At 59.3% G+C, this 13,148-nt stretch carries 13 protein-coding genes; 9 read left to right on the top strand and 4 right to left on the bottom strand.

What is annotated here, in order from left to right; all coding sequences use genetic code 11:
- Window positions 1-33: 33 nt before the first annotated feature.
- The 4 genes from CLV74_RS01755 to CLV74_RS01740 all read left to right on the top strand — a co-directional run bounded on the left by CLV74_RS01755 (window position 34) and on the right by CLV74_RS01740 (window position 2,454).
- Window positions 34-501, top strand: a complete 468-nt coding sequence (locus CLV74_RS01755; RefSeq protein ID WP_106262481.1) for a YbaK/EbsC family protein — start codon at window positions 34-36, stop codon at window positions 499-501.
- 106 nt (window positions 502-607) lie between these two features.
- Entirely contained in the window at window positions 608-1,024 is a 417-nt protein-coding gene (locus CLV74_RS01750; protein WP_106262480.1) for a DUF2852 domain-containing protein, read from the top strand.
- Window positions 1,025-1,095: 71 nt separating this feature from the next.
- Complete coding sequence (locus tag CLV74_RS01745) at window positions 1,096-1,551, top strand: RDD family protein (protein WP_106262479.1); 456 nt, start codon at window positions 1,096-1,098, stop codon at window positions 1,549-1,551.
- 81 nt (window positions 1,552-1,632) lie between these two features.
- The gene (locus CLV74_RS01740) at window positions 1,633-2,454 is read left to right on the top strand and encodes an arginyltransferase (RefSeq protein ID WP_106262478.1); all 822 of its coding nucleotides are present in this window, start codon (window positions 1,633-1,635) and stop codon (window positions 2,452-2,454) included.
- A 137-nt stretch (window positions 2,455-2,591) separates the two neighbouring features.
- Here the strand turns inward: CLV74_RS01740 and CLV74_RS01735 are convergent, their stop codons facing one another.
- From CLV74_RS01735 to CLV74_RS01725, 3 genes are all read right to left on the bottom strand, one after another.
- On the bottom strand, window positions 2,592-4,949 hold the full coding sequence (locus CLV74_RS01735; protein ID WP_106262477.1) for a TRAP transporter large permease: 2,358 nt from the start codon (window positions 4,947-4,949) through the stop codon (window positions 2,592-2,594).
- Between the two features lie 15 nt (window positions 4,950-4,964).
- Window positions 4,965-5,897, bottom strand: coding sequence for a TRAP transporter small permease subunit (locus tag CLV74_RS01730; protein WP_106262476.1), 933 nt, complete (start codon window positions 5,895-5,897; stop codon window positions 4,965-4,967).
- Between the two features lie 110 nt (window positions 5,898-6,007).
- Entirely contained in the window at window positions 6,008-7,096 is a 1,089-nt protein-coding gene (locus tag CLV74_RS01725) for a TRAP transporter substrate-binding protein (protein ID WP_106262475.1), read from the bottom strand.
- A gap of 240 nt (window positions 7,097-7,336) precedes the next feature.
- Between CLV74_RS01725 and CLV74_RS01720 the strand changes: the two genes are divergently transcribed.
- From CLV74_RS01720 to CLV74_RS01700, 5 genes are all read left to right on the top strand, one after another.
- A complete protein-coding gene (locus CLV74_RS01720; RefSeq protein WP_106262474.1) occupies window positions 7,337-8,773 on the top strand; it encodes a cache domain-containing protein in 1,437 nt (478 codons plus the stop codon).
- Entirely contained in the window at window positions 8,770-9,417 is a 648-nt protein-coding gene (locus CLV74_RS01715) for a response regulator transcription factor (RefSeq protein ID WP_106262473.1), read from the top strand. Before CLV74_RS01720 ends, CLV74_RS01715 begins: the two co-directional genes overlap by 4 nt.
- 258 nt (window positions 9,418-9,675) lie before the next feature.
- Window positions 9,676-11,430, top strand: a complete 1,755-nt coding sequence (locus tag CLV74_RS01710; protein ID WP_106262472.1) for an acetolactate synthase 3 large subunit — start codon at window positions 9,676-9,678, stop codon at window positions 11,428-11,430.
- A gap of 85 nt (window positions 11,431-11,515) precedes the next feature.
- The gene (gene ilvN / locus CLV74_RS01705) at window positions 11,516-12,079 is read left to right on the top strand and encodes an acetolactate synthase small subunit (protein ID WP_106262471.1); all 564 of its coding nucleotides are present in this window, start codon (window positions 11,516-11,518) and stop codon (window positions 12,077-12,079) included.
- A gap of 247 nt (window positions 12,080-12,326) precedes the next feature.
- Window positions 12,327-12,671 carry a TfoX/Sxy family protein gene (locus tag CLV74_RS01700; RefSeq protein WP_106262470.1) on the top strand — a complete coding sequence of 115 codons (345 nt, stop codon included), beginning with the start codon at window positions 12,327-12,329 and terminating at the stop codon, window positions 12,669-12,671.
- On the opposite strand, the gene ndk is transcribed toward CLV74_RS01700, so the two are convergent.
- The gene (gene ndk, locus CLV74_RS01695; RefSeq protein ID WP_106262469.1) at window positions 12,668-13,090 is read right to left on the bottom strand and encodes a nucleoside-diphosphate kinase; all 423 of its coding nucleotides are present in this window, start codon (window positions 13,088-13,090) and stop codon (window positions 12,668-12,670) included. The genes CLV74_RS01700 and ndk overlap by 4 nt on opposite strands.
- Window positions 13,091-13,148 lie beyond the last annotated feature (58 nt).

The raw sequence follows: 13,148 nt of genomic DNA, 5'->3' as shown, positions 1-13,148 counted from the left end.
AATGGCCCACAAACATGCACTGGATTTGAAGATATGAGTAAGAGCCTGAAACGTGTGAAAGCAGCCCTCGAGGCGGCGGGCCTGACACCCGACATCTTTGAGGCCGGAGAGGCCCGCACCGCTGCCCAAGCCGCAGATGCCGCAGGCTGCCATGTGGACCAGATCGCCAAATCCATCATCTTTCGGGGCGAGACCAGCGGCGAGGCCATCCTGTTCCTGACCGCTGGCGGCAATCAGGTCTGCGCCGACAAGGCCAGCGCCGTCGCAGGCGAGGCGTTGGGCAAGGCAGACGCCGCTCTGATCCGCAGTCAGACCGGATTTGCCATCGGCGGCGTGTCCCCCGTGGGTCACCTTAGCCCGATCCGCGCATTTCTGGACCCGCGCCTGCTGGATTTCGACGTAATTTGGGCCGCCGCAGGCACACCGCGGCACATTTTTCCGCTGAACCCCACCCTTCTAAAGGGGCTAACTGGCGCGCAAGCTGCTGATTTCACGTTATAATCCAGATAATGTAAAAAGTTTTCACATTCCCTATTGAAAACAACGGGGGCGGTTCCGATCTATTCAATGTGAAAAGCATTCACATTAACAACCAACGGAGCCTGAAATGACCTACTACACCGAAACTGCCCCCCAGCACACGATGGGCTGGTTCTCTCGTACCGAAGCCTGGCTTGATGCCCGCGGCAAAGGTGCATGGATCGCCGCTATGGTGCTGAGCTTCGTCTTTTTCTGGCCCGTCGGCCTTGCCCTTCTGGCCTACATGATCTGGAGTAAGAAAATGTTCAAATCGTCCTGCCGTACCAACCGCAAATCCTGTGGCTTTGGTGGCCGCACACGGTCCAGCGGCAACACCGCGTTCGATGCCTACAAAGAAGAGACCCTGCGCCGCCTGCAAGACGAGCAGGAAGCCTTTGAAGCCTTCCTCGAGCGTCTGCGTGAAGCCAAAGACAAAGCCGAGTTCGACCGCTTCATGGACGAGCGCGCGCAGAAACGGGACGTCCCCGAAACCGTAGACGCCTAAGCGTCATTCGCGCTCCGATCGTCTGCCCGGAAACGGGCAGACCCTATCCCTTGCAACACAAAGCTGGCATAATGACCTCTATGTCCTATTACGACGCCCTCCCCGACCCTGACCGCCACGAAGAGATTTACGCCGACACTCCCGGCAAGCGCCTGCTGGCGTGGATCGTGGATATGGTCGCGATTGCGCTACTGTGTGCGCTGGTCCTGCCCTTCACCGCCTTTACGGGGATATTCTTCTTTCCGTTCCTGATGATGGTGGTCGGCTTTGCCTACCGGACGGTCACTCTGGCCCGTGGCTCGGCCACGTGGGGAATGCGCCTGATGGGAATGGAGATCCGCACCCTGCAAGGCCAGCGTCTGGATCTGGGAACGGCATTCTTGCATACGCTGGGTTACAACGTGTCGCTGGCGGTCTTTCCGCTACAGGTGATCTCGATTGTGCTGATGCTCACATCCGCACGGAGACAGGGCCTCACCGATCACATCATCGGAACAGCCCCCGTAAACCGTATGGCGGTATACTGACGCCCCCGAACCTATGACTCTGCCCTCTTGGCGCAAGGGGGCACGGTTGCTATCTTCTTCTTGAAACTAACGTGACAAGATATGCGCCACACACTCCCTCATGCTCCTCAGTTCTATGTGACGGCCCCTCAGACCTGCCCGTATCTACCGGGGCGGCTTGAGCGAAAGCTGTTCACTGCGCTGCAAGGCGATGATGCGACCTCGTTGAACGACAGTCTGTCCCAGCAAGGGTTCCGCCGGTCCCAGAATGTGCTGTACCGCCCAAGCTGCACCGAATGCGCCGGCTGTCTGTCGGCGCGTATTCGCGTCACGGACTTCGAACTGAGCCGCACCCAGCGCAAGACCTTGAAAAAGAACGAGACTCTCACCCGCGAGGTGCGCAGCCCCTGGGCGACGGAGGAACAGTTCGCCCTGTTCCGCAGCTACCTTGAGGGTCGGCACGCGGACGGCGGCATGGCCGATATGGATGTCTTCGAATTCGCTGCGATGATCGAAGAGACCCCCGTCAAAACCCGACTGATCGAATATTCCGAGGCCGGAGAAGACCCGCTGACAGCCGTCTGTCTGACGGACGTTCTCAGCGATGGCCTCAGCATGGTCTACAGCTTTTACAAGCCGGACATGGCCCCACGCAGCCTTGGCACCTACCTGATTCTCGACCACATCGAATTGGCCAAGAAAATGGAGCTGCCCTATGTCTATCTAGGCTACTGGGTCCCCCACAGCGCCAAGATGGGATATAAGGCGAATTTTTCGGCGCTAGAGCTATACCGGAACGGCGCATGGGAGCCGATGCAAAAAGCCGATGACTATTCGGCTGACCTGCACCCCCTGTCCACCGACCCGATCGCCGAGCAGGTCTCGAACCTACGCCTGCCCCATGTGCGGGCCGTGCGACGCTAAACGGCACACCGACTGCCACACATTAAGAACCGCACGCCATTCGCGTTGCGGTTTTTTCTTTTCTGCCCTCCTCGTAGAGACCGGCATAAAAAAGGCGGACCCGAAGGCCCGCCTGATTTTGTCTTATCCCTAATGCCTTACTTGGGCATCAGATCCGGTACGATGGTCACGATACCCGGGAAGGCCCAGAGGATCGCGATGCCGATGACCTGGATCAGCACAAAGGGTGCCACACCGCGGTAGATGTGCCCGGTGGTCACCTCACGAGGCGCAACGCCACGCAGGTAGAACAGAGCAAAGCCGAAGGGCGGTGTCAGGAACGAGGTCTGCAGGTTGACCGCGATCATGATGGTCACCCACTTAGGATCGAACGATCCGCCGTAGATCACCGGCCCCACAATCGGCACCACGATGTAGATGATCTCAAGGAAGTCGAGCACGAAGCCCAGAACAAAGAGAACGAGCATCACGATCAGGAAGACAGTGAATTCGTTGTCAAAGCTCTTGAGGAACATCTGGATGTAATGCTCGCCGCCGAAGGCGATAACCACCAGGTTCAGCAACTGGGAGCCGATCAGGATGGTGAACACCATGCTGGTCACTTTCGCAGTTTCGCGGATCACAGGGCTCAGAACGCCCGTGCTGAACAGCACCCAGCACGCGTAACCGATGCCGAATACCAGATAGAGGTAAGCGGCATAGGCCAGCGTGAAGGCACCCCAGCTTTCGACCGAAACGCTTTCAGTGTTGATGCGCAGATCGAAGTTGGCGCCAAGCACCAGCAGGATCACCACCGCGAAGGTCGACCAGATGATCACGCGACCCGAGCGGTTTTCGTCCTGCAGCTTGCGGTAAGCCGCCAGCATGATGGCACCCACGGCACCCAGCGCCGCAGCGGGCGTCGGGTTGGTGATACCACCAAGGATCGAACCCAGCACCGCAACGATCAGAACCAGCGGGGGGAAGACCACGCGGATCAGCTCGTTCGAGGCCAGACGCGCTGCCGCTTCCTTCATGGACCACAGGACGATCAAAGTCGGGATCGCCATGTACACAAAGGTCATGGTCGCGCTGGTCAGCGGGTTCACGAACAGCAGATCGACGATCACCATCAGAACCAGACCACCGGCACCGATCAGCAGAGGCAGAGGCTCGCGGCTGGGGGCAACGCCCCGTGCGATCATCAGCGCGATGCCGAACATGACGATCATGATGGTCACACCGGTGCCGATCGGTGCGGACGCGGCCACTTTTTCGGCACGCACTTGCTCGATCTCTTCCGGGGTCAGACGACGGCTTTCCTGCACGCCGCCTGCATCCTGAATGGCCTTGGTCTCGGCGACGGCAGTGTCCCACGCCTCTTGACCGTGCAGCTCAATCATCGCGGCCTGACATTCCTGGCTCACATTGGTGCGCAGGCTGGCTGCAACACCAGCGTCGGTGAAGCTGTCCACAACCACGTTCTGGTTACCGATGACGTTCAGGTTGCTGAGGAAGATAACAATCGCAATCAGAGCCGCCGGCGCGAACAGGAACCAGGTGAAGCCTTCATTGCGGGAGATCACCTCGCCGGACGTGCTGCCGCCCATCTGGACTGCAGGCGCACGGCTGGGGTTCAGCATCGCATAACCGAATGCATAGAACGCATAGAGCGCGGCCAGCATAATCCCCGGCAGCAGTGCTGCCTGGAACAAGGTACCAACCGAAACCACTGCAGGCTCGCCCAAATATGTCAACGCGTCCGAGCACCCCAGAGCGCGCGCACGGTCTTCCTGCGCGGCCGAATAGAGGTCACCCGCCAGCGTACCCAGCAGAACGATCACGATCGACGGCGGAATGATCTGGCCAAGGGTCCCCGAGGCGGCGATCACACCGGTCGACAGTTCCGGCGAGTAGTTGTTGCGCAGCATGGTGGGCAGCGACAAAAGGCCCATGGTCACAACAGTTGCGCCCACGATACCGGTCGATGCGGCAAGGAACGCGCCCACAACCACAACCGACACGGCCAGACCGCCGGGCAGCGGGCCAAAGACCTTTGCCATCGTGGTCAGCAGATCGTTTGCGATCTTGGAGCGTTCCAGCGTGATGCCCATGAGAACGAACATCAGAACTGCCAGCAGGGTCTCGATCGACTGGCCTGCCAGAACACGTTCGTTGATACGGTTCACAAGGAACGACACGTTGCGGTCAAGGGCGGTTTGCCAGCCCTGCTCGAATACGTGTTGGGCGACCCGTGGTAACTCTGGATACCTGAATATCGAGATTGTGGTGTCCTTCACCCCACTGGCCACAAGGTCGCGGTAGGCTTGGCTGCCCGTATCAATTGCTTGGTGGATCAGCAGGCCTGCGCTGTCCAGTGCGGCGATGATTGCGAAGGCAATCGCGCCGGCCCCACCGATGGCGAACGCCACGGGGAAGCCCGAAAGAATACCCCCGAAGAGGCAGAGGAAGACGATGATCAGGCCGATCTCGACGCCGTCTAGTCCGAATAGCATGTCTGGATGACCCCTTTAATGTGCGCCTTCGTAGGCTTCTTCGCCTTCGCCAAGCGTGTCGCGATCAACGAAACGTCCGGCAGAATCGGGGCCTTCTTTCCACTCAAGGTACGAGCGCCAGAAGAAGCAGCACGCGTGGATGAAGACCATACCGGCAAAGGCCACAAGCAGGATTTTGAACAGGAAGTAGGCGGTAAAGCCGTTGGCGCTAAAGCCAATGGTCTCGACGTTCCAGCGCAGAGCGCGGGACTTCATCAGCATGCGGTCCAGCTGGTCCGAAGCCGAGGGCTTGGGCACGATCAAGTGGCGCCACAGGAAGAACCAGCCATACATCCAAGTGATGGTTGCCAGCGGCATCATGAAGATGAGCGAGCCGACCATGTCGATGATACGCTGAACACGGTGGCTGACTGCTGCGTACACGAGGTCAACGCGCACGTGCCCGCCCTGAACGAAGGTATATGTCACACACATGCAGACGATGATGGCGTTGTACAGCTTCAGCTCTTCCGACCACCAGCTGACGTCAAAGCCGATCGGAATCCCGAAACCCAGCACGATGTCCGGCCGGGTGAAAATCCGCTGCATGACAACGATGATGGTTTGCTGGATCACCATGATCAGGCCGGCCCAAGCGAAGAAGCGGCCAGCGGTGTTGGCAAACCCCTCAAGCCCGCGCACGACCGCCCAGAGGAATCCGTTCTTCCAGATACCGAAGGCGGTGATGATAAGAAATGTCGTGAATACAACGAAGAAAAACTCGACCGAGCCGCCGTAATAGACGAACCGGCTGATTGCTTCTTTGTTGGACCAATCCAGCCATAGGCCCGGATGCGACACAGCGTAAAAGAAATCGTAGAAGGCCAGCCCGATATTGGTCAGAACCCAGAGAATTCCGTCCCAAACCGCGGACACGAAGCCCCCTAGTCCGATGCTTTCTTGTTCCATGATGTCCCCGAATACCCGCCCCGCGCGGGTCAGATCGCGGCCCGAAGACGTCCGCGATTATTGAAAGGGGCCCCGCAGTTGCAGGGCCCCGATAGGTTTATCCGTTTGGCTTAGCCGCGGTTCAGAACGCGGTCACGCTGTGCAACGTAGGCGTTGTCTGCGCGCTGCAGCCATTCCGAGCTTGCCTTCATCGATGCTTCGAAGCTGGCACGGATTTCTGCGTACAGCGGATCGTCCATGAATTCGTCCATGGCTTTCAGCGACGCGTCGCCGAACAGATCCCAAACGTCGTCGGTGAATTCCATCAGCTTGACGCCCTGGCTCTGGATACGCTTCAGCGCGGCTGCGTTGTTCGCGATACCCTGGGTCAGGCTGTGGGTGGTGGCCGCTTTCGCTGCCTGCTCCATGATCGCCTGCTGTGCAGGGGTCAGGCTTTCCCAAACGTCCTGATTGAAGGCAACCGACAGGGCCGAACCCGGCTCGTGGAAGCCCGAGGTGTAGTAGAAGTTACAAACTTCCTGGAAGCCCAGACGCTCATCTGCGAAGGGACCGATCCACTCGGCGCCGTCGATCGCACCCGATGCCAGTGCCTGATAGATTTCGCCGCCGGGGATCGACTGAACCGATGCGCCGGTCAGACCCAGTGCGCGGCCACCGATGCCGGGCATACGGAACTTCAGACCGTTGAAGTCGTCTGCCGAGCGGATTTCCTTACGGAACCAGCCGCCGGGCTGCATGCCGGTCGAACCTGCGTGGAACGACTTCAGGCCGAAGATCTGGCCCAGCTGGTCATACAGTTCCTGACCTCCGCCGTGGTACATCCAGGTCGACAGTTCCTGCGCGGTCGCGCCGAAGGGAACTGCGGTGTAGTAGTAGTAACCCGGGTGCTGACCACCGAAGTAGTAGTCTGCCGAGTGGTACATGTCTGCCTGGCCCGACGACACCGCGTCGAACACTTCGAAACCGCCAACCAGTTCGCCGGCAGCTTTTTTGTCGATGGTGATCTGACCATCGGTCATAGCCGACACGACGTTGTTGAAGTAGACAGCGGCGTCATCGAACACAGCAAAGCCATGGGGAACCGATGTCACCATGGTCAGGGTCCGGTTGCCTTGCGCGATTGCAGGTGCTGCCAGCGTCGATGCTGCGGCTGCAGTACCGCCAAGTGCCGATGTCTTCAGAAAAGAACGACGATCCATTTGGTCTCTCCTCCCAATTGAAAGCCTGCCCGTTCAAGGCAGGCGGATCGTTATAGGTAGGGCAGACGTTAGCGACACAATTTCCAATGGCAAATACCAAGTACTACGTAGTCGGGGCATTTTGGATAGTTTTTTTGACCGCATCCCCTTGAAATAAGGGGGGAGCCTCGCCAGAGGAAACTAACATTTTTCTCCCGCCCGCTCTTGCAAACATACCTGAACAGTGACCGAATCGCTTTCATGAGAAAGATTCTTACCCGCCCGAATCTCAGCTACGGTCAAAAGCTGTTCCTGCTGGCCACCCTGCCCCTCATTGTTGCGGTTGCAGCAATTTCGGTGCTGGTGGCCCTGCAATCCCGCGCCCTGACCGAGCGCGAAATTAGCACGCTTGAGGCCCAGCTGATCGATGCGAAGAAGCAGGAGTTGAAGAACTACGTCACGCTGGCGCGGAACAGCTTTTACTACATTTACGGCAATGCAGCCCCGAATGACGAGTTCGCCAAGCGCAAGATCATGCAAATCTTGGCCGCGATGATCTACGGGCAGGAAGGCTATTTTTTCGTTTATGATTATGACGGCACCAATCTGGTCAGTCCGCGCCAGACCGACATGATCAACCAGAACTGGGCCGGCCTGACCGACAGCAATGGTGTCCCCGTCACGGACGAGTTGATCCGTATCGCGCGTTCTGGGGGCGGTTATCACACCTACCTCTGGCCCAAACCCAGCTCAGGGGTCGAGGCGCAGATGGTCACCTATGTCACCAGCTTCCCCAGTTGGCGGTGGGCTGTGGGGACCGGCGTCTTTGTGGATGACGTCATCGCCACCGTCATCAATGCCCGACATGAGATGGAAACCCGCATCCGCCGCACCTTCCTATACATAGGTGTCATTACCATGCTCGCCCTGCTGGCAGTCTTTGCCAGCGGCATGTTCATAAACGTACGCGAACGTCGATTGGCGGATTCAAAGCTGAAGCGTCTGACGCAACGGGTTTTTGACGCGCAGGAAGAAGAGCGTGGGCGCGTGGCGCGTGAACTTCATGACAGTATCAGCCAGATCCTTGTGGGCGTGCGCTATGCGGTGGAACTGGCACGTAAACGCTTTGCCACCAACGACCCCCGCGCGGGTGAGGCGCTGGATCGCAGTATGCACAGCCTCTCGGGCGCCATTCAGGAGGTCCGGCGGATCAGCCGCGATCTGCGCCCCGGTGTGCTGGATGATCTGGGCCTTGGCCCTGCGATCAAGGCGCTGACCGATGACTTCAGCACCCGCACCGGCATCAAGACCGATTTCTCGACCGTGGTGTTCCGCAACCGGCTGGATCAGGACGCCCGCATTTCTCTGTACCGGATCGCCCAAGAAGCGTTGACTAACATCGAACGCCATTCAGGCGCGGATCATGTGATCGTCGATTTGCGCGGCCACCGCAGCGGGGCCAGCCTGACCATTAAAGACAACGGTCACGGGATTGATCGGGACGCGGAACGGGACCCCTCGGGGGGGATGGGCCTGCGGAACATGCAGGAACGGGTGGACCAGCTTGACGGCAGCCTCTCGATCCAGTCAAACCGGCAAGGAACCACGATCATTGCCACAGTCCCGCTAAGCCACCTTCTGACACCGGAAAGCGGCCGCCGGAACACCAACAAACCCGCCACGGAGCTATCGGAATGACCACCGCACCCGTCCGCCTGCTGATTGTCGATGACCACCCGATGGTTGCTGAAGGGATCGAGGCCATTCTGGAAGGTTACGACGATCTGCAAGTGGTGGGCCGTCTGGGCAACGGACAGGACGCCATCGATCAGGTCGAGGAACTGGCCCCCGATGTAATCCTGCTGGACCTGAACATGCCCGGCGTCGGCGGTCTGACCGCGACCGAGATCATTCTGGAGCGTCGCCCCCAGACCCGCATCCTGATCCTCTCGATGCACGACAGCCCCGAATACATCAGCAGTGCGTTAAGTCACGGGGCCAGCGGCTATGTCCTGAAGGACCGCCCCACCGAAGAGATCAAGACCGCCATCGACACAGTTATGTCCGGCCAGACCTATCTATGTACCGGCGCGCAAGGGTCCCTGACCCCCACCGACACCGGCGGACGAGAGCCTCTGACCTCACGCGAACAGACGGTGCTGCTGCAACTGGCGCAGGGCAAGTCGAATAAAGAGGTGGCGCAGGAACTGGATATCTCGGTCCGGACGGTGGAAACCCACCGCAAGAACATCAAGTCCAAGCTGGGAATTTCCTCGACCGCAGGCCTGACGCGCTATGCATTGGAACATGGCGTTCTGCAAGGAACAGGTCACGACCTCTGACCCATCTGGCGTAATTTTATTTCAAAGTTACCCGTGAGGGCGAAATTTCCTACAGAATGCGGTTGACCTCGGTTTTTGCCGCTTTTAAGCAGATGCGCAGCTAACGGAGAGACCGATGATCCTAGTCGATGTAGTGGTAGGAAAATGGCGCATGGGCCGGTAACGGACACCAGACGGTAACCCCATGCGCCCCCGAGAAGATCGGGGGCTTTTTTGTTTAGTGAACATAGAATTGACGTCGTAAACGGAGACACGCAGATGACACGTCAGATGACCGGAGCGAAAATGGTAGTCCAGGCCCTTAAAGATCAGGGCGTGGAAGTCGTATTCGGATACCCCGGTGGCGCCGTTCTACCGATTTATGACGAGATCTTTCAGCAGAACGATATCAAGCACATCTTGGTTCGCCACGAACAGGGTGCGGTACACGCCGCCGAAGGCTATGCCCGCTCGACCGGCAAGCCCGGTGTTGTACTGGTGACCTCGGGCCCCGGCGCCACGAACGCTGTGACCGGCCTGACCGATGCGCTGCTTGATTCGATCCCGCTGGTGGTTCTGTCGGGTCAGGTTCCGACCTTCATGATCGGCTCGGACGCGTTCCAAGAGGCCGACACCGTGGGCATAACCCGCCCCTGCACCAAGCACAACTGGCTGGTCAAAGACACCGACAAGCTGTCGGAAACCATCCATCAGGGTTTCCACGTGGCCACCAAAGGCCGCCCCGGCCCCGTGCTGATCGATATTCCCAAGGACGTGCAGTTCGCCAGCGGCACCTACACCGCGCCCAAGCAGATCAAGATCAGCCATTACCAGCCGCAGGTCAAAGGTGATCTGGACATGATCAACGAGCTGGTAGACGCGCTGGAAAAAGCCAAGCGCCCCGTGTTCTACACCGGTGGCGGCGTGATCAACTCTGGCCCCGCGGCCAGCCAGTTGCTGCGCGAGCTGGTGGATGCGACCGGCTTCCCGATCACCTCGACCCTGATGGGTCTGGGTGCCTACCCTGCCTCGGGCAAGGGCTGGCTGGGGATGCTGGGGATGCACGGCCTCTATGAGGCCAACATGGCGATGCATGACTGCGACCTGATGATCAACATCGGTGCCCGCTTCGATGACCGGATCACCGGCCGTCTGGACGCGTTCAGCCCCAAGTCGAAGAAAGCGCACATCGACATTGATCCCAGCTCGATCAACAAGGTTGTTCCGGCCGATATCCCGATCGTTGGCGACGTGGGCCACGTTCTGGAAGACATCCTGAAGGTCTGGAAAGCGCGCGGTCGCAAAACCAACCAAGAGGCGCTGGCCAAATGGTGGAAGCAGATCGACGGTTGGAAGCAGATCAACTGTCTGGCCTACAAGCAGGAAGGCGCGACCATCAAGCCGCAGTACGCGCTGCAGCGCCTTGAGGCCCTGACCAAAGGCATGGATCGCTACATCACCACCGAAGTGGGCCAGCACCAGATGTGGGCAGCCCAGTACCTTGGGTTCGAAGACCCCAACCGCTGGATGACCTCGGGTGGTCTGGGGACTATGGGCTACGGCGTTCCTGCCTCGGTCGGCGTGCAGATCGCCCACCCAGATGCGCTGGTGATCAACGTGGCCGGTGAGGCCAGCTGGCTGATGAACATGCAGGAAATGGGCACCGCCGTTCAGTACCGCGCGCCTGTGAAACAGTTCATCCTGAACAATGAACGTCTTGGCATGGTGCGCCAGTGGCAGCAGCTGCTGCACGGCGAGCGGTATTCGCAGTCGTGGTCCGAAGCCCTGCCTGATTTCGTCAAGCTGGCCGAGGCCTTCGGCTGCAAAGGCATCCTCTGCAAAGATCCCAAGGATCTGGATGACGCCATCATGGAGATGCTGAACTACGACGGCCCCGTGATCTTCGACTGTCTGGTTGAAAAGCACGAGAACTGCTTCCCGATGATCCCGTCGGGCGCACCCCACAACGAGATGCTGCTGGGAGATGCGAACGCGACCAACGCGATCGGCGCGACCGGCGCGGTTCTGGTGTAACGAACAGGTTGAACAGGTGGCGGGTCCGCCCCGCCGCCTCCCATGGCAGGCCCCGCCTGCTGACCCGGGAAGAGGATTTAGACAAATGTCGCCGCTAAACATCAAAAAAGGCTCGTCGAAGCATTCCGCATACGCCCTACGTCCGAACTTTTCGGATGTGGAAGAGACCCACACCCTTGCCGTTCTGGTAGATAACGAAGCAGGCGTTCTGGCCCGCGTGATCGGTCTGTTCTCGGGCCGTGGTTACAACATCGAAAGCCTGACCGTGGCCGAGGTGGATCACGAAGGTCACCTGAGCCGCATCACCATCGTCACCACCGGCACCCCGCAGGTAATCAACCAGATCAAAGCGCAGCTGGGTCGCATCGTGCCCGTCCACGAAGTGCACGATCTGACCGTCGAAGGCCCTGCTGTTCAGCGTGAACTGGCCCTGCTGAAGGTCGCCTGCCAAGGTGAAAAGCGCGTCGAGGCGCTGCGTCTGGCAGACATCTTCCGCGCCAAGGCCGTGGACAGCACCCTGACCAGCTTTATCTTCGAGATCACCGGCACCCCCGAAAAGATCGACGCTTTCGCGGATCTTATGCGCCCGCTGGGTCTGGCCGAGATCGCCCGCACCGGCGTTGCAGCCCTGTCGCGCGGCGCCAGCTGATCCTGCCACTCAGGGGCAGTTAACATCTTCGAGAGGGGCCCTAGCGGCCCCTCTTTCTTATTCCAATATGCGAATAAAGAAGGAGACCTATCATGCCCACGCAGCAGACCCCCACCCCACAATCAGAAGGCCCGCATTCCTTGGCCCCGGCAATGGCAAAGGCACCGCAGCCCGCGGGGGTGTTGTTTACCGATTTCGCCAGTATCTAATGGCTAGGCAGGTGTCATGGGTCTGGTAAAACAGCCCCATGACGACTCCTGTTACCACGATCAAATACATCGGCCCCGCACAGGCCAAAGCGCTGGCAGAGGCCGGCATCCACGACGCAGAGACCCTGCGTGCGGTCGGCGCCCATGAGGCTTATGGCCGGATGCTGGCCAGCGGGCATGCACCCCATTTTATCGGATATTACGCGCTTGTCATGGCGCTGCAGGGCCGTCCCTGGAATGACTGCAAAGGTCAGGAAAAGGACGATCTGCGGGTGGCGTTCGACGCGTTGAAGGACGCCAGACATGACAAGGGCCGCTCCGAGCTTGAAGCGGCCCTTGATATGATCGGGGTCATCGACCCCAAGATCCGGCGGAAGGCTTAGCCTACCAGTTCCAGACCCGAGAAGAAGAACGCGATTTCGTTCGCTGCGGTTTCGGGAGCATCCGAACCGTGGACCGAGTTTTCGCCAACCGACAGAGCGAACTCGGCGCGGATGGTGCCGGCTGCTGCGTCTGCGGGGTTGGTTGCACCCATGACTTCGCGGTTCTTCGCGATTGCGCCTTCACCTTCCAGAACCTGAACAACAACAGGTGCCGATGCCATGAATTCGCACAGTTCGCCGTAGAAGGGGCGCTCTGCGTGTACTTCGTAGAACTTGCCTGCCTGAGCGGGGCTCAGGTGGATGCGCTTCTGGGCAACGATGCGCAGACCTGCGTCTTCGAACTTGGCGTTGATTTTGCCGGTCAGGTTGCGGTTGGTTGCGTCCGGCTTGATGATGCTCAGGGTGCGTTCGGTAGCCATGGGAGACCTCATTCAGTTGATATTTGAGCGGGGTTCACCCGCGATTGCCGCCCCCTAG

Origin of the sequence: Donghicola tyrosinivorans (assembly GCF_003003355.1) — a bacterium.
Classification (GTDB): domain Bacteria; phylum Pseudomonadota; class Alphaproteobacteria; order Rhodobacterales; family Rhodobacteraceae; genus Donghicola; species Donghicola tyrosinivorans.
This window is presented reverse-complemented; position numbering and strand designations above follow the sequence as displayed.